A 17,692-nucleotide genomic window follows, 5' to 3' on the forward strand; every position below is an offset into this window, starting at 1 on the left:
CAAACAAAAACATTATAACGTTATATTGTTTAAGTGGGAAGAGGAGGTAAAAAATAGATAGGGGCGAATGAAAGCCTCTTCGCGACGATGTCTCGATTTTATAAAAACGAGACGTCTATTCAAAAAGACGGGAGCCGCGCGGGAGCCGTAAAATAAAAGCGAGTTGTAAGCGGATACACAAGAGATGGGAGATCGAACACATGACGTTGAAATCGGAAGGCCTATTCCATCGGATCGTCGTATACACGCTGCTGTTGGCCGGAAGCGCGGCGTTTATCCTGCCGCTCGTCTGGCTGTTGTCCACTTCCCTGAAAGGGGATACGGGATTGTTCGAGATTCCGCCGAAGTGGATTCCCGAGCCGGTCCATTGGGACAATTATCGCAAAGCGGTGGAATCGTTCCCGTTCCTGCGTTATACGTGGAACACCGTGCTCATTACCGGGCTGTCCATGATTGGCGCCATATTGTCCTCGTCGCTCGTCGCCTATGCGTTCGCGAGGCTTCGGTGGCCGGGGCGAGACGTCTGGTTCGTCCTTCTGCTCGCCACGATGATGCTTCCGGGCCAGGTCACGATGATTCCGCTGTTCATTCTGTTCAAGGAGCTCGGGTGGGTGAACACGTACTTGCCGCTGATCGTGCCGTTTTTCTTCGGCAGCGCTTTCTACATCTTCCTGATGCGGCAGTTTTTCATGACGATCCCGAAAGAGCTCAGCGAGGCGGCCAAAATCGACGGGTGCTCCGAAGGATACATCTGGTGGAGAATTTTCATGCCTCTGTCGAAGCCCGCGTTAGCGACGCTCGGAATTTTCACCTTCACGCTCGTCTGGAACGATTTCCAGGGCCCTCTGATTTACCTGAACGATCCGGACAAGTTTACGCTGATGCTCGGGCTTCGCAGCTTCCAGCAGCAGTACGGCACGCGCTGGAACGTCATGATGGCGGCTTCATTGCTCGTCATGCTGCCGACGTTGGCTCTATTCTTCTCCTTCCAGCGCTACTTTATCGAGGGCGTGACGCTGACCGGGGTCAAAGGCTGACCGGCGGGGATTCCCCGCCGACGCGAGAGGGGTGATGCGGGTTTAGGCAACGTAATCCGATCAGGCTTGGCGCAACGCAAAAATTCGAACCATTCCTATGGGAGGTCACGACAAAGATGAAAAAGAAGGGCTTTATCCTTATGCTTTCCGCCGTGCTGTCGCTGTCCGCATTGTCCGCTTGTTCCAGCAAAAACAACAACGAAACCCAGCCTGCGTCCCAAGGGGCGTCGGCATCCGCATCGCCGTCGGCTTCCGCTCCGGCCAGCGAAGCGCCGAACCAGGACCCCGTTACCATTTCGTACTGGCACATTTACACGGACGGGCCGATGAAGGAGCTGACGGACCAATTGCTGGCCGATTTCCAGGCCAAAAATCCCCATATCACCGTCGAGCAGCTCGGCGTCAACTTCTTCGACTACTGGACGAAGCTGTCCACGGCGATGGCGGCCGGAAGCGGCCCGGACCTGGCGCTCAACGATACGAGCACGGTGCCTTCCCGCGCCAAGACGGGAGCGATTCTGAGCACCGACGAGTTCATCGCCCGGGACGGCGTGCAGTTGGACGACTACTTCCCGGTTCTCGTCGACCGGATGACGTACGAAGGCAAAATGTACGGCATGCCTAACGATACGGACGTGCGGGTGCTGTACTACAACAAGAAAATGTTCGCGGACGCCGGTCTGGACCCGAACACGCCTCCGGCCAACTGGGATGAGCTGGAGCAGTACGCCGACAAGCTGACCAAGTGGAACGACAACAAAATGCTGGACGTCATCGGCTTCTCCCCGGCGCTCGGCAACCTGCACTTCTGGACGCTGGCCTGGACGAACGGCGGCGACTTCTGGGACGACGAGGGCAAGCCGACCTTCAATTCGCCGCAAAATCTCGAAGCGCTGCAATGGGAGAAAAAGATTCAGGACAAATACGGCGTCAAAGCGATGTCCGCGTTCAACTCCCAGGCGAGTGCGCTCGGCTTCAGCCCGTTCATCGCGGGCAAGGCGGCGATGATCGTCGACGTGAACAACCTGTACAGCGAGATCCAGACCCGCGCGCCCGATCTGGACTTCGGCGTCGCTCCGATTCCTTACAAGGCCAATCCGGCCAGCTGGTCCGCGGGCTTCAGCCTGGAGCTCGTCAACAACAAGGACGACAAGCGCGCCGCGGCGGCATGGGAACTGATGAAGTATTTGACCAGCGCAGAGGTGCAGGTGCAAATTCACGAGGCGTCCGGCTCGCTCGTCTCCAACATGAAGGCGGCCACCGATCCGAAGTTTATGGACGACCCGAACTGGAAAATGATCGTGGATCAGATGGAGCATTCCAGATTCATTGAATACATCGAGGCGATGCCGTCCTGGCACGGCAATCTCGATCCGGTCGAGCAGGCGGTGCTGAACTCCGGCAAGGATCCTAAGGAATTCCTGGACGGAGCGCAGAAGGACGCCGAGAACGCTGTCGCCAACTTCGCGAAGACGCAATGACAGAGCTTCGGTTTCGCCGTCCGCCCTTCAGGGGCGGACGGTCGAAACGCCAAGAAAGGGGTACGATTCCGTGCAAGCACGCCGCCCGATGAAATTAAGCACCAAGGAAGCGCTGAACGGCTATCTGTTTTTCTCGCCGGGCCTGATCGGATTTCTCGTGTTTATGGGCTTTCCGATTCTGTATTCCCTGTATTTGAGCTTCACCTCCTACAACATCTACAGCCCGCCGAAGTGGGTCGGCCTGCTGAATTACAAGTTCATGTTCACCCAGGACCCGCTCTTCTACAAGAGCTTGGGCAACACGCTGTATTACGTCGCCTTGAGCGTGCCGCTGAACACGGTGCTGGGCGTGCTGGTCGCCGTCCTGATGAACCAGAAGGCGTTCGGTATCCGCGTGTTCCGGACGATTTACTTTTTGCCGAGCGTCGTGTCCGGCGTGGCCGTGGCGCTGCTCTGGCAGTGGATTCTCGACGGCAACTTCGGCCTGATCAACACGTTCCTGGCGAACTTCGGCATCGTCGGACCGGGCTGGCTGACCGACGAACTCTGGTCTAAGCCTTCCATGGTGCTGATGAATCTGTGGGCCGTAGGCGGCACAATGATCATCTACCTCGCAGGGCTGCAGGGCGTCCCGAGGAGCTTGTACGAAGCGGCCATCGTCGACGGGGCGGGCAAGCTCCGGCAGTTCTGGAACATTACGATCCCGATGCTGACGCCGACCATTTTCTTCAACGTGATCATGGGCGTGCTCGGCGGCTTCCAGGTGTTCATTCAAGCGTACATCATGACGGGCGGCGGACCGAACAATTCGACGATGTTCTATGCGCTGTACCTGTACAACAAGGCGTTCAAGGATTTGCAGATGGGCTACGCTTCGGCGCTCGCCTGGGTGCTGCTGCTCATCGCGATGGCGCTGACGCTCGTCATTCTGAAGACGAGCTCGAAGTGGGTTTATTACGAAGGGGCCGATTCGAAATAGCCTTCCGAAGGGCGGTACGAATCGGACCGGCGGAAATGGGGTTGCCCCGATGAAGAGAAGCACGAAAATCGGCATTGCCGCATGCGCTTCCGTGTTCGTTCTGGCGCTTGCCGCCGCGATAGGAGCGTTCTGGCCGTCCGGCGGGAAGCCGGCTGCGGAGGCTGCGTCGAACCGCGGAGCTTATATGGCGGTGGCGTCCGCGACGGGGGCCGAGGCCGACGGGTGTTTCGCGCGCCGAGCGGCGGATCAATCGGGCATGTCCGGCACAGAAGCGCGCTCGCATGCTCACGGCAACCGCAGCGGCACGATGTGGTGCGCCGAGACGAAGCCGGGCGAAGCGGCCGTCCTGACCTTCGACTTGGGAAGGGTGGAGCCGCTCGGGGAGATGTGGATCTGGAACTACAACGACAACGAAAACAATTCGCCGGACGCGCCGCTAACCGAGCGCGGATTGAGGAACGTAAGCCTCTATCTGTCGGCGGATGGAGATACATGGGACGAGTGGAAGGGCGACGGGTATCCGTTCCGGCTGGCCAAGGCGGACGGTTCGGCGCGGCTGTCCGCGACGAACCTGGACGACGGGAAGGCAAGCCCCTTGCGGTTCGGCGGCGCGCCTGCGCGTTACGTCAGGCTGGAGGCGGCGGAGAAGCCCGGCGAAGGCAATTGGTCCTCGCGGGAAGAACGCGTCTTTGGTTTGGCGGAGGTTCGCTTTTACCGCCATGCCGGCGAAGTATCGTACGGCGGGGCAATCGATCCGGCGGGCGCGTCCGACACTTCCGGAGACGAAGCGGCTTCCCGTCCGGAGAATGCCGTCAACCGGTACGGCATTCTCACGGGAAGCGGCAAGGATGTCCGGCACGGCAGCGACGCCCGCACGATGTGGCTCGCGCCGGGAAGCGGCGGGGAAGCGCCGGCGCTTACGGTCGATCTCGGCGGAACCTATCCGCTCGGAGAGATGCGGGTTTGGAATTACAACGCCGCGGAAGCGGGCAAGGACGACGGCGATCCCGGCGCGGCCGGAGTGAGAGACGTCGCCATCTATTATTCGATCGACGGAACGGACTGGACCGAGCTTCGCGGCGACGGCTACCCGTACCGGCTGGCCCGGGCGGACGGCTCCGCGCGGCTCGCGGCGACGAATTTGGACGGCGGGAGGGGACCGGTGCGATTCGGGGACGCTTCGGCCCGCTACGTGAAGCTGGTTCCGCAGGGCGGAGCGGGCGAAGGCAATTGGGGCGCGGAGGAGAACGGGCAGCCGCTCTACGGGCTCAGCGAGCTGCGCTTCTTCGCCGGAGCGGGGCTGGCCGCCGAGCCGGAGCCGGAGTGGACGGGGCTGTTCAGCCGTTACGAGGGCTGGACAGGAGCGGACGGCATCTTCTCCGTTCCGGTCGGCGGCTCGGAGCGTCCCGGCTCCGCCGACGGCGACGCGCAAACCGTGTTTCTGTTCAGCGACACCTACTCCGGACAAGCGAATCCGGTATCGCGGGCAAGGGAGTCGGGCGCGATCGTTAACAACTCCATCGCGGTGTTAAGCGGCGGGGAGCCCGACCCGAACGCCATCCGGTTCGAATGGGCGCCGAAGTCGGCGGATCTGTCCCTGTTCACGCCGCATACGCCGCTGGCGGCCGAGATGCCGGGAAGCTGGTACTGGCTGCAGGACGGCATCGTCCGCGACGGGAAGCTGATTGTGTTCCCGCTGCTGATGACGAAGGACCCGGCCCAGCCGCCCGGCTTCCAGTTCGCGACCCGCGGCGTGGCTCGGATCGCCGTGCCGATGACGGAGAGCGGCCCGGATTACGCGGCGCAGACGCAAGAGGACACCGGCCTCTTCAAGCAGCTTCCGGCCGGCGGAGAGATCGCGTTCGGAGCGGGCATTGTGGACAACACGGCGGAGGCGGAAGCGCCCGAGCCGGACGGCTATATCTACGTGTACGGCTATAAGATCGACGCTCAGGGCGTCAAGCGGCTGACCGTCGCCCGAACGTTGCCCGAATCGATTGGCGACGACGCGAAGTGGCGTTTCTGGGACGGCGCCGGCTGGTCGGAGCGGATCGAGGACGCCGCGGAACTGCTGGACGGAGTTTCTCCGGAGCTTAGCGTGACCCCGATGACTTGGGGACGGTGGAAAGGAAAGTACGTGCTCGTCTGCGAGAAGGATTCGATCAGCGGACTTGTGGCGTATTCCGTCGGAGACTCGCCGTACGGCCCGTTCGCTCCGCTGACGCCGATCTACCATACGCCGGAGCTGGCGGAGGGGCAGGACATCGTGACGTACAACGCGAAGGCCCATCCGCATCTGTCCAAGGACGGCGAGCTTCTCGTCACCTACAACGTCAACTCGACGAGCTTGGCGGCGAACGCGAACAACGCCGATATTTATCGGCCTCGCTGGATTCGCTTGCGGGAGCTTGCTCCGTCATCTTGACGAACGCCGGATTAACGGGCTCGGAACCAACGCCCGGGATTTAACGAATACGAGATGAGCGAATACGAGATTAACGGTTACGCAATCAATGCGCGGAATAGACGGAACCGCAGAACGAAATACGGCGATACACAGATCAGGAGGTGCTTGAGACCATGAACAACGAACATGAAACGCGCCTCCCGAGGCGCAAAGGAGATCCGATACCGGTCGTCCGAAGCTGGGGCGCGGAAGAAGGAGCGGCCGGAAAATGGACGATTTACGATTTCGGCGCCACGTATCCGCTAGGCGAAATCCGCGGAAGCGACGGTGACGACCCGCTTGGGGGAGCGGAACTTTCTCTCAACGGCAAAGATTGGACGCCATTCTCCGCCCCGCAGCCGGGCGACCCGCAGCGGCCGGAGAGCGTGCCGCATGCGAGATACGTCAGGACGAAGGGGGAGGCGGGAGCCTTCCTGGCCGGAGTGGGTTTTGCGGCCGAGCCGGCCGAGGAGTGGACGCGGCTGTTTCATAGAAGAGAGGGCTGGACGGGCTCCGACGGCATCTATTCGATTCCGCTGAACGGCGTGGAAGCGCCGGGCCGCTCGGCGGAGACCCGAACTTTGTTTCTGTTCGGGGACACATTCATCGGCACGGTCGACGAGCAGACCGACGAACGCAAAAATACGGTCATGATCAATAATACGCTGGCTTTGCTGGACGGAGATCGTCCGGACCCGGCGGCGATCGCCTTCCTGTGGAACCGGGAAGGAGACGTCCCCGACAGCGCGATCGTGCCGCGAACGCCGAACGGTCTGGCGCACGAAGGCACGTATTACTGGCTGCAGGACGGAACGTCGGTCGGCGGCAAGTTTCACTGCTTCCCGCTGATCGTTGGGCCGAATCCGAACGGTCCGGAAGGCTTTCAGTTCGCGGTGCACGGCGTCGTCCGGGTATCCGCGCCGATGGAGGCGGACGGCCCGGACTTGGAGCGCCAGGAGCAGGCGGATACGGATCTGTACTTCCAGTCGGCCTCCGGCCATACGACTTATTTCGGCGCCGCTGTGCTGCCCTGTACGGAAGAGGCCGGAGTTCCCGATCCGGACGGTTGCGTCTACGTGTACGGGCTGCAGAACGACGGCGTCACGAAGCTTGTCGTCGCCCGCGTTCCCGCGGAGGAGCTGGAACGGACGGACAAATGGACGTTCTGGGACGGAAGCGGCTGGACGGAGCGCAAGGAGCTGTGCGCGCCGATCGCCTCCGGCGTCTCGTCCGAGCTGAGCGTCTCTCCCGTAACCGGCGGATTTCTGGACGGGAAATACGTCCTCGTCGTCCAGCAGGGCGGAGTGTCCGGGAACCGCGTGGCGGTGAGCGCGGGAGACAGCCCGGTCGGACCCTTCGGCCCGTATGTGCCGGTGCATGCTTGCATGGAGCCCGAGGAGGGGCACGGCATCTACTCGTACAATGCCAAAGCCCATCCGCACCTGTCGCGTCCGGGCGAGCTGCTGGCCAGCTACAACGTAAACACGACGAGCATGGACGCCCACATGGCGTTCGGCGGCATCTACCGGCCAAGATTCATCCGGATTCGGCAGCTTGTCTAAACGAACGGGAGAGCGGGAACATGAAAAAATATACTATCGTATTCGACATCGGCGGCCTGTTCATCAAGACGGCAGTCATGAACGCGCTCGGAAAGCTCGTTCCGGATTCCTACATGATCTATCCTTCCAAGTCCAAGGAGTCGAAGGACGAACTGCTCGCGCATTTCGTCGAATTGATCAAGCAGCAGACGAACCGGATTATGGACAAAACGTTCCGGATCGACGGCATCGGCTACGCCTTTCCCGGGCCGTTCGATTATGAGGAAGGCATCAGCTACATTCGGGGCGTGGACAAGTTCGAGAACATCTACGGGGTGAATTTGCGGCAGGAGCTGACCGCGAGACTGGCAAACGAGAGCTGGTTCGCCGGCAAGCGCTCGCCCGATTTTCACATCGTATTCGAGAACGACGCGAACCTGTTCGCATTGGGGGAATACGCCGCAGGCAAGGCAAGAGCTTACGGCAGGGCGCTGTGCCTGACGATCGGTACAGGTGCAGGCTCGGCTTTTCTGGAGGAAGGCTCCCTCGTCAAGTATCGGGAGGACGTGCCCGAGCACGGCTGGATCTACAATCAGCCGTTCCGGGACTCGATCGTGGACGATTACATTTCCAAGAGGGGCATCGTTCGCCTCATGAGGGAAGCGGGACTGGACGATGGCCTGGACGTGAAGAACGTAGCCGAGATGGCGCGCGAAGGAGACCCGCAAGCGATCGGCGTCTTCCACCGGTTCGGCGACATGATCGGCGAGATGCTGCTGCCGTTTCTGGAGGCGTTCCGTCCGGAAGCGGTCGTTATCGGCGGACAGATCGTCAAGAGCCAGGAGCTGTTCCTGGATCGCGTGCGGCAGGCGCTCAGCGGGTGCGACGTCGCCCTGGAAGTGACCGACGATACGTCGCTGAGCGCGTTCGCCGGAGTGTCGCTGCTGCTCCGCCAAACCATTAACGAGACGAAAGCGAGGGAAACTTATGGCCGGGATCCGGGAAATTCTCGTATACCATCATAGCCATTTGGATGTCGGCTATACGCACCCGCAGCCGGTGTTGTGGGAGCTGCAGAAATCGTATATCGATCAGGCGATCGAGCTGTGCGAAGAGACGGCGGACCAGCCGGAGGAGGACCGTTTCTATTGGACGTGCGAGGCGACCGAGCCGGTCGTGCGCTGGCTGGAGACGGCGGACGAGGCAAGCGTCGAACGCTTCGCCGCGTGCGTGCGGAGCGGGCAGATCTGCCTGACGGCGGTGAACCTGCACAGCACGCCGCTCTGCTCCGCGGAGGAGATGATTCGCGCGCTGCGGCCGGTCAGGGTACTTCGCGAGCGCTTCGGCGCGCCGATCCGCACCGCGATCAACCATGACATTAACGGCCAGCCGTGGACGTTCGCGCAAATCCTGCTCGACGCGGGCATCGAGCTCTACACGACCGGCGTCAACATCCATTTCGGCGGCATTCCGTTTAAGCGCCCGAGCGCGTTCCGCTGGTCGGCGCCGAACCGGCAAGAGCTGCTCACCTTCCACGGAGAGCACTACTCGCTGTTTACGCAGTTCGGAGAGCTGTGGGAGAACGACATGGCCAAGATGAAGGCGGGGCTGGACCGTTATTTGTCCCGCCTGGCCAGCGAAAATTACCCTTACGAGTTCGTCTATCTGTCGGCGACCAACATCCCGCTGTTCGACAATACGCCTCCGGACACCGAGCTGCTCGGCATGATCCGGCGCTGGAACGCCGAGGGGCTTGGTCCCCGGATTCGCATGGCAACGCCGGAGATGCTGCTTGAGCGGCTGCGGGAGCTCCCTCGCGAGCAAGTGCCCGCCTATTCGGGAGACTGGACCGATTACTGGAATTTCGGAGCGGCCAGCTCCGCCGACGAAACCCGTTTGAGCCGTCGGTCCAAGACGGCCCTCCAGAGCGCGGAGTTTCTTGCCGCCTTCCGCGGCGAGCCGCTGCCTGCGTCGGACGCAGCTTTGTACGACGAAGCTTGGGAACAGGTTCAGCTGTACGACGAGCATACGTGGGGAGCCAACATTTCCGTCACCGATCCCGACTCGACGTACGCCAAAGTGCTGTGGGGGCACAAAGCGCATTTCGCCCATCAGGCGAACAGCCTTAGCGGGTATTTGCTCAACAGAGAACTGGAGCGCTTCGCCGGCAATCCGCCGCAGTCCGGCAAGCCGGAGGGGACGCTGCTTGTGAACGCGTCGGCCGTGGAGCAGACCGTCGATCTGCGGCTGCCGGAGCATTGGTACCACGTAGGCCGTCACCTGACGGCATCTCGGTTATGCGTGCATGCCAACAACCTGGACACGGATTGGAGCCTGCCGTCCTTCGGCAAGATCACCGTCCCTCCCTTTAGCTGGAGGAAGGTTCCTCATTCGGTGCTTGCCCGCCCCATAAAAGCGGAGGACGAACTGAAGCTGGAGCCGGGGCGGATCGAGACCCCGTATTACCGGCTCGACTACGACCCGCAGACCGGACGGATCGCGGAGCTGTTCGATAAGAAAGCGGGCTGGTCGATGATCGATCCGGACAGCGAGTGGACGTTGTTCCAGTACGTGTACGAGATGCCCGATCCGCTTCGCGGCCGGCGCCACCGGGAGACGCTGTTCTTGCGCGACATCGACAAGGGCAACAACAGTATCAGTTGCTGGAACAATGACTGGAAGGCCCGCCGCAGAGGCGCGGACCGGTTGCTGTCGTGCTCCGCCGCCGAGCACGACAGCGGAGTTACGCTGACGCTCGTCTGGGAGGCGCCGGGCGTCCGCAAGCTGGAGCAGCGGATCACGCTGTTCCGCGATCGTCCGGACATCGAGCTGCGGGCGCTGATGGACAAGACGGACGACCGGGAACCGGAGTCGCTCTACTTCGCTTTTCCGCTCCGTTTGAACGCGGGATGGGAAGCCGTCTTCGACACGGCCGGCACGCCGGTGCGGCTGGACGACGACCAGCTTCCGGGCGTCAGCCGGGATTGGGTGACGGCGGATCGCGCCGTATCGGTGTACGACGGCCGCTACGGGGTCACTCTGGCTTGTCCGGATGCTCCGCTCGTGCAGATCGGCGGCTTCAATTTTGGCCGGGAGAGCGCGACGATTCTGCGCGACGCCAATCCGTTGCTGCTGGCATGGCCGCTGAACAACTACTGGGACACCAATTTCCGGGCCAGCCAGCCCGGCCCGATTGCCCTGACGTATCGGCTCCTTCCGTTCTCCGGTCCATTCCGGCCGGAGGAGATGGCGCGCGTCGGGTTCGAAGCTTCGCTGCCGATTCAGCAGTTTCCGGCTTACGTTTGCCCGGAGGCAGCGGAAGGAACTCTGCTGGAGGTATCCGGCGAAGGCGTGGCCGCGACTTACGTCAAAGCTGCCGACGACGGCGACGGCATCGTCGTCCGGCTGCAGCATATTCAGGGCGTATCGGGCGGTGAGGCCGCTCCATACGTGCTTGGAGTGCCGGGCGCAGCCATCGCTCGCGCCTTCCGCGTGAACGTATTGGAAGAGAACGTAGAGGCGCTGGAGGCGACGGGGGGAGAAATACGCGGCGTTCTGGAAGCCGGCGGGCTTTCCGCTGTCCGAATCTCCTTCGCAGCTTCTTCGTAACTCCTCAAAAAAACGGTTGGCCGGGTCCTTTATCCCCGCCAACCGTTTTTTGCATTGTGCGACGAATGCCTGGGTCAGAACATCTCCGTCTGCTCCTTCAGCTTCTTGAGGAATTGCCCCGGAGGCTCGCCCATTTCGGCTTTGAACACGGTCGTGAAATAGTGCACCGTCTCGAAGCCGGTTTCCTCCGCGATCCGCTTGATCGACCAGTCTGTCGTCGTGAGCAGCGACACGGCCTGCCGGATTCGTTCCTTCCGGACGTAAGCGGAATACGACTGGCCCAGCTCTTCGCCGAACAGACGGGAGAGATGGCGCGAAGACACGTGCAAGTAATCGGCGACCGTCGAGAGCGTCAGCTCTTGGGCCAGATTGTCGCGAATGTACAGCTTCGCCCGGTGCACCAGCGTGGACGAGGAATTGGGGACGGGCACGGTTTTGGCCGGTCCCTTCTGATCCGAGAATACGCTTTCGAAAGACGTCATCAAAGCTCGGGCCAGCCCGAGAATGCCTTCCTCGAGAAAATGCCGCGAAGCGGCCACCTGCTGCAGCAAGGCGAGCCAGATCAGCACCGCGGGGCAGCTCTGCGCGTCTCGCAGGAAGAAGGTGCGGGATTTCTCCAGATTGCGAAATCTCCTCAAGCCTTCCTTGGAAGATTCCGCCGGAATGAGTTCGAAAGCGACGAACACGATGTACAAGCCTTCCTCACTGACGATCTGATGCTTCAGATGAGGCCGCGACATAAACAGCGTGCCCGGCCCGATCGGCAGCCGATGCGCGCCTTCCTCATAGGTTCCGTTTCCGTCGATGACATAACAAATTTCGAAAAAGGAATGTTTGTGAACATGGTTCGTGTAGAGCTTCTTTTCACCGCCCCAATAGTGGACGTAGAAGGAGAGCTCCGAGCCGCTCAGATTCGCGGCGTAGTCGTTAAGTACGGCATTGAAGTGATTCAAATCCTGCTGCGTGAATTCCATTGTTGAACACCATCCGTTACCTTCATCTTAACGAAGGAGGCATCCGAAAGCAACGGAAGACGTTGATCTCCTAGGGCGTGTATGCAAACCCGCTCAGAGGCATCTATCACCTCCCCTGCTGCGCCACTTTTGCTTGACGTACCCCCGGTACGCCTTCACAAAAGTTCCTTGCATGGAACGAAAATTCGGCAACATCTGCTGTCCTCGGAGGTTGCATACACGCCCTGTCCGGTTTCTGTCCATTTTTTATAAAACGCCGTCTCTTCTCTGAAAAGACGCGAGAACGCTTCCAGCCTAAGATGAAGAGGAGAACAAGAACGAACAGGGGGACGACGGAGTGGCATTGTACGATAAGGAACCGATCGTCAAGATCGACGGATGGGGACGGGAAGCATGGGCCGGTTACGGTCCGATTGCCGGCAGGCTGGCCGAGGAGGCGGGCGAGCGGGACAAAACGGTGATCGTCGTGGAGTGTTATCCGGCCGTCCGCGTCGACGAGATCGTTCAGGGCCTTCGCGGGCTGAATCCGGCCGGGGTTTTCCTGGCGGAGGATGCGGCTCTGGATGCCGAACGTCTGCAGGCCAAGCTGGAGCGTTACTTAACGGACGACCGGGTGTTCGGTTACCTGGCGCCGTTTACGATAGACGAGTTTTACGACTCGGAGCGGTTAAACGCAATGTCCGCCCAGGTTCGAGAGATCGAAGAGGGAATCGTTATCGTCATCGGATTCGGAGCGTCTCTTGTCGCCGACGGCGACGTGCTCGTCTACGCCGATCTGGCGCGCTGGGAGATCCAGCAACGCTACCGCAGCAAGGAGTTCGGCAACTGGCGGGCGGGCAATGAAGACGAGGACATTCTCAGAAAATACAAGCGGGGGTTCTTCGTCGAGTGGCGTACGGCGGATCGATTGAAACGGTCGCTGTTGGAGCGGGCGGATTACTATCTCGATACGAACCGGAAGGACGATCCCCGGATGGTGACGGGGGCGGCGCTGTTCGCCGGCATCCGCGAAACCGCGAGCAGGCCGTTCCGCCTCGTTCCGTACTTCGACCCCGGCGTCTGGGGCGGGCATTGGCTGGTGGAGAACATCGGCCTTGAGCCGCGGGACAATCCTTACGCATGGGGCTTCGACGGCGTACCGGAAGAAAACAGCCTTTATTTCCAATACGACGAGCTGCGCCTCGAGCTGCCTTCCTTAAACGTCGTGTTCTTCGAACCGAGGGCGCTGCTGGGAGAGCGGGTATACGCGCGCTTCGGAGCGGAGTTTCCGATCCGATTCGACTTCCTGGATACGATCGGCGGACAGAACCTGAGCTTGCAGGTGCATCCGCTGACGGATTATATCAAGCAGCATTTCGGCATGAGCTACACGCAGGACGAGAGCTATTACATTTTGGAGGCCAAGGAAGGCGGAACGGTATATCTGGGGTTAAAAGAAGACGTCGATCCCGAGAGCATGATCGCCGATCTGGAGCGGGCGCAGCAAGGCGGCTTCACCTTCCCCGCCGAGCGCCACGTCAACGAGTTCGCTGCCCGCAAGCATGATCACTTCCTGATTCCGGCCGGAACCGTCCACTGCTCCTGCACGGACACGATGGTGCTTGAGATCAGCGCGACGCCGTACATTTTCACGTTTAAGCTGTGGGACTGGGACAGGCTGGGATTGGACGGCAAGCCTCGCCCGGTACATCTGGAGCACGGCAAGCGCAACATCCAGTGGGATCGCAGGACCGAATGGGTAAAAAGCAATTTGATCGATCGAACGGAGCGGGTCGCGGAGGGAGACGGCTGGACGGAGGAGCGGACAGGGCTGCACGAGCTGGAATTTATCGAGACCCGGCGCCACTGGTTCACGGGCAAAGTGCCTCATCATACGAACGGCGGCGTTCAGATGCTGAACCTGGTCGAAGGGGAAGAAGCGGTCGTCGAAAGTCCAAGCGGCGCGTTCGAACCCTTCGTCGTCCGCTACGCCGAAACGTTCGTCATTCCCGCGGCGGTCGGCGAATATACGATCAGCCCGACCGCCCGCAGCGAAGGAACGCGCTTGGCGACGATTAAAGCCTACGTGAGAACCTGAATCGAGCGGTAAGCGGAGGAATGCACCATGAACATCGCCATTGACTTCGGCGGAACGAACATTAAAATCGGATTGATAGACCAAGGAAGAGTGACGGCCAAAGCGAGCATTCCGGCCTATTCGGAGCAGGGGCTGGCCGGGCGCCTTCCGGAAGTCGAGCAGACCGTCGAAGGGCTGCTGCGGGAGAACGGCTTGTCTCTCCCGGCATGCCGCGGCGTCGGATTGGCTCTGCCCGGCATCGTGGACGCGGACAATCGCGCGCTTCTGTCGATCAACGATAAATACCCGGACGGGATCGGCTTCGATTTCCGCCGGTGGGTGGAGAACGCCTTCGCTCTGCCGTTCGTCATGGAGAACGATGCGCGCGCGGCCCTGCTCGGCGAGGCGGCATACGGCGTGGCGCGCGGCACGAAGGATTCGGTGCTGATGATGTTCGGCACCGGCATCGGAACGGCCGCCATCATGAACGGCGCGATCGTTCGGGGCAGGCATTACCAGGCCGGCATTCTCGGCGGACATCTGGCGACGGACATCCATGGCGAGAAGTGCGCCTGCGGCAACGTCGGATGCATGGAAGCCCAAGCCAGCCACTGGGCGCTGGGCCTCCGGGCGAGCCGGATGCCCGGCTTCTCCGACAGTCCGCTGGCGAAGCGTCCGGGAGCGCTGGGGTATGAGGACGTGATCGCCGCCGGCGAGCAAGGAGAGGATTGGGCGCGCAGACTGGTCGACAGTCTGCTGGAGCATTGGAGCGCCGGTATCGTGAACCTGATCCACGCGTACGATCCCGAAGTCGTCGTGCTCAGCGGAGGGCTGATGAAATCCGCCGACCGGGTGCTGCCTCGCGTCATCGAAAGAACGCTGGCGTCCGCCTGGACGCCGTGGGGAGCGCCGAGGTTCGCTGTAGCGAAGGACCCGGAGACGTCGGTACTGCTCGGTTTGTCGCATTTGGCGGATTCGGACGATCCGAATCGGAAAGGGTGACGCGCGATTGGAAAAGCGGGCGAACGGCTCATATTTGACGGAGGCTCCCTCCTCTTGGACGATTTTGCAGCAAGAAGCGGATGGATACGCGGAACTAACGCTGCGAGGAATCTGGCATGCGGAAGGCGACTATGAACTGGCGCGAGCTCAAGTGTATGCACGAGTCGTTCGCGAGGACGACGGACGACTCGTGCTGACTTGGACGCCCGGCGTAATGGAAGAAGGGCGGCGATGGACGGCGACGCTGCGCGTTCCCGCGGGAGGCCTGTATCGGGTCGAGACCTGCCTTCGCGTCCGGCAAGACGATCCGGCGATGGAGTGGCCGATGCGCGGCGACATGATCCATCATCTCGGCGTCGGAGATCTTTGGATCATCGCCGGGCAGAGCAACGCGGCCGGATACGGGAGAGGGCCTTGCGACGACCGGCCGGAGCCGGGTGTCCACATGCTGCGGTTGAACGGTCAATGGGACATGGCCAGCCACCCGTTGAACGATCCGACCGACACGTTGTTCGCTCCCAACCGGGAGTGGTCGAATCCCGGGCATTCGCCATTCCTCCTATTCGGGAAGCGGTTGAAGGCGGAGCTCGGCTATCCGATCGGTCTCATTCCGGCCGCGCTCGGCGGATCGCACCTGCGCAGTTGGAACCCGGAGGAGCAGGGCGAGCTGTACCGGAACATGCTCGAGATCGCGGCTGCCGCCGGCAGTCGGCTGAAGGGCCTGCTCTGGTATCAGGGCTGCTCGGACGCAAACATGCCGGAGACCGACGAATCCGCGACCTATCTGGAGCGGTTCGGAGCGTTCGTGCGTCATTTGAGGGAAGATTTCGGGGACGACAGCCTGCCCGTTCTTACCGTCCAACTGAACCGCTTGATCGGCTGGGAAACCGGAGACGAACTGGATCGCTGCTGGGGACGGGTCAGGGAAGCCCAGAAAGAGGCGGCCTTGCGGCTGCCCGGCGTATATGTCGTTCCTTCGCTGGACTGCGGAGTGTGCGACAACATTCACAACGGCCCCGACGGCAATCGCCTCATTGGCGAACGGTTGGCTGCCGCAGCTCTTGGCGGAGTTTACGAAAGACGCGGCTATGAGCGTCACCGGGCTCCGCGCGCCTCAGCCGCTTCTATTCGCCAGAGCGAGGAAACAGGCACGTTCGAAATCGTTCTTCGCTTCTCGGATGTCTCCGGACAGCTGCTCGCACACACGAAGGAGGAAGTTTTCACAGCGGAAGACGAACACGGCCGGATTGAAGTAACCGAGTGGCGCGTAACCGGAGAGACCGAGATCGTTCTCGCATTGTCGAGAGAACCGTCGGGAGAGACGTTCGTTCACGGCGCTTACGAGACCAATCCCGCCTACTACGTTCCATTCGACGACGAGTCGCGGCTGCCGATGCTGGCCTTCTATCGCCTGCAGGCGGAGTGAGGCGTGTATCCGATTCTACCGTTTGGGCAATCCTGTTGATAGATTGCGATAACGGGAGGAATCGGAAATGCATGCCATGTGGAAAGGTACGATCCAAATCGCCAAAGTCCAGATCCCGATCAAGCTCTATGCGGCGACCGAAGACAAGGAAATTTCGCTTAAGACGACCCATACCGTCTGCGGAGGCTCCCTGTCCCACTTGAAATACTGCCGGGCCTGCGACGCTAAGGTCGAACCGGAAGACGTACGCAAAGCTTACGATCTGGGAGGGGGCAATTACGTCGAGTTGACCGAAGAAGAATTAAGCAGCATCGCTCCGGCTGCCTCCAAAACACTGTTCATCGAACAATTCTCCGACGAATCGGACATTGACCGCATCCGCCTGAAAAAGCACTACTACGTCGGAACCGACGAGCTTGGAGAAGAAACGTTTAGGCTGCTTCACGCCGGTATGCTTCGGGGCAGAAAAGTCGGGATCGGATACGTTACACTCAGATCCGCGCAGAGTCTCGCCGCTTTATGGCCGACGGCGGAGGGACTTGTCCTCTCTACGATGCTCTATGAAGACGAGGTTCGGCCGATGGAGCGAATCGCCAACGCCGGCAACCGCGTTCACGCTCATATTTCGGAGGATCATCTTTTCGTTTTCTCCCAGTTGATTGAGGCCATGTCTTCCGCGTTCGTCGGCGCGAAGTACCCGAACAAATACGACGAGGCGCTGCGGGCTCTGCTCGAAAATAAAATGACTAAGCTCTCTCCTCAGCAGCGAATTCAGGAAGAACCCATCTTGCGGCGCGAGACCCATCTCGGGGATCTGTTGTCCAACTTGACCGCCAGCCTGGAAATGGCCAAAAGCGGCGACGACTCTTTCGCTTCTTCCGGGGACGACTCTCTCCCTCACTGACCCTTCCGGTACACATCGGATTTTCGGCCATATGGCCATTATCCCCATGTCTCAGGTGCGCTAGGGGCTGCCGAGCCTGCCGTGCTTGGCCCTCCCAATACACATCGGATTTTCGCGCTTATGGCCATTATCCCCGCGACTCAGGAAAGCAGATTGGAATGGGGGAAATGTGATCCGGGAATGCGAATTGTAAGCCGGGAGACGTGGCTCAGGAAAGTGAATGGACACGGATAAATG

The 17,692-nt window shown here is 60.9% G+C and carries 12 protein-coding genes; 11 read left to right on the plus strand and 1 reads right to left on the minus strand.

The features are described 5' to 3' along the window. The first annotated feature begins 200 nt into the window (after window positions 1-200). The 7 genes from B0G52_RS08180 (at window position 201) to B0G52_RS08210 (ending at window position 11,093) form a co-directional block, all read left to right on the plus strand. Window positions 201-1,037 carry a carbohydrate ABC transporter permease gene (locus B0G52_RS08180; RefSeq protein ID WP_094043032.1) on the plus strand — a complete coding sequence of 279 codons (837 nt, stop codon included), beginning with the start codon at window positions 201-203 and terminating at the stop codon, window positions 1,035-1,037. Between the two features lie 116 nt (window positions 1,038-1,153). Beyond that, the gene (locus B0G52_RS08185) at window positions 1,154-2,518 is read left to right on the plus strand and encodes an ABC transporter substrate-binding protein (RefSeq protein ID WP_094043033.1); all 1,365 of its coding nucleotides are present in this window, start codon (window positions 1,154-1,156) and stop codon (window positions 2,516-2,518) included. Window positions 2,519-2,588: 70 nt separating this feature from the next. Beyond that, window positions 2,589-3,497 carry a carbohydrate ABC transporter permease gene (locus B0G52_RS08190; RefSeq protein WP_233162485.1) on the plus strand — a complete coding sequence of 303 codons (909 nt, stop codon included), beginning with the start codon at window positions 2,589-2,591 and terminating at the stop codon, window positions 3,495-3,497. Between the two features lie 49 nt (window positions 3,498-3,546). Next, window positions 3,547-5,922, plus strand: a complete 2,376-nt coding sequence (locus B0G52_RS08195; protein ID WP_094043035.1) for a discoidin domain-containing protein — start codon at window positions 3,547-3,549, stop codon at window positions 5,920-5,922. A 155-nt stretch (window positions 5,923-6,077) separates the two neighbouring features. Continuing rightward, the gene (locus B0G52_RS08200; protein WP_094043036.1) at window positions 6,078-7,505 is read left to right on the plus strand and encodes a DUF4185 domain-containing protein; all 1,428 of its coding nucleotides are present in this window, start codon (window positions 6,078-6,080) and stop codon (window positions 7,503-7,505) included. A 20-nt stretch (window positions 7,506-7,525) separates the two neighbouring features. After that, window positions 7,526-8,509 carry an ROK family protein gene (locus tag B0G52_RS08205; RefSeq protein WP_094043037.1) on the plus strand — a complete coding sequence of 328 codons (984 nt, stop codon included), beginning with the start codon at window positions 7,526-7,528 and terminating at the stop codon, window positions 8,507-8,509. Continuing rightward, on the plus strand, window positions 8,472-11,093 hold the full coding sequence (locus B0G52_RS08210; protein ID WP_094043038.1) for a glycoside hydrolase family 38 N-terminal domain-containing protein: 2,622 nt from the start codon (window positions 8,472-8,474) through the stop codon (window positions 11,091-11,093). Before B0G52_RS08205 ends, B0G52_RS08210 begins: the two co-directional genes overlap by 38 nt. Window positions 11,094-11,167: 74 nt before the next feature. Here B0G52_RS08210 and B0G52_RS08215 read toward each other — a convergent pair whose 3' ends face one another. Then, window positions 11,168-12,067, minus strand: a complete 900-nt coding sequence (locus B0G52_RS08215) for an AraC family transcriptional regulator (protein WP_094043039.1) — start codon at window positions 12,065-12,067, stop codon at window positions 11,168-11,170. A gap of 337 nt (window positions 12,068-12,404) precedes the next feature. Here B0G52_RS08215 and B0G52_RS08220 point away from each other — a divergent pair, with 337 nt between their 5' ends. From B0G52_RS08220 to ku, 4 genes are all read left to right on the plus strand, one after another. Further along, the gene (locus B0G52_RS08220; protein ID WP_094043040.1) at window positions 12,405-14,144 is read left to right on the plus strand and encodes a class I mannose-6-phosphate isomerase; all 1,740 of its coding nucleotides are present in this window, start codon (window positions 12,405-12,407) and stop codon (window positions 14,142-14,144) included. 27 nt (window positions 14,145-14,171) lie between these two features. Then, window positions 14,172-15,125: an ROK family protein gene (locus B0G52_RS08225; RefSeq protein ID WP_094043041.1), complete on the plus strand. Its 954-nt coding sequence runs from the start codon at window positions 14,172-14,174 to the stop codon at window positions 15,123-15,125. Between the two features lie 7 nt (window positions 15,126-15,132). Then, a complete protein-coding gene (locus B0G52_RS08230) occupies window positions 15,133-16,551 on the plus strand; it encodes a sialate O-acetylesterase (protein WP_094043042.1) in 1,419 nt (472 codons plus the stop codon). 67 nt (window positions 16,552-16,618) lie between these two features. Further along, window positions 16,619-17,455, plus strand: a complete 837-nt coding sequence (ku, locus tag B0G52_RS08235; protein ID WP_094043043.1) for a non-homologous end joining protein Ku — start codon at window positions 16,619-16,621, stop codon at window positions 17,453-17,455. The last annotated feature ends 237 nt before the right edge of the window (window positions 17,456-17,692 follow it).

It is taken from the genome of Cohnella sp. SGD-V74 (assembly GCF_003001675.1).
GTDB lineage: Bacteria > Bacillota > Bacilli > Paenibacillales > Paenibacillaceae > Cohnella.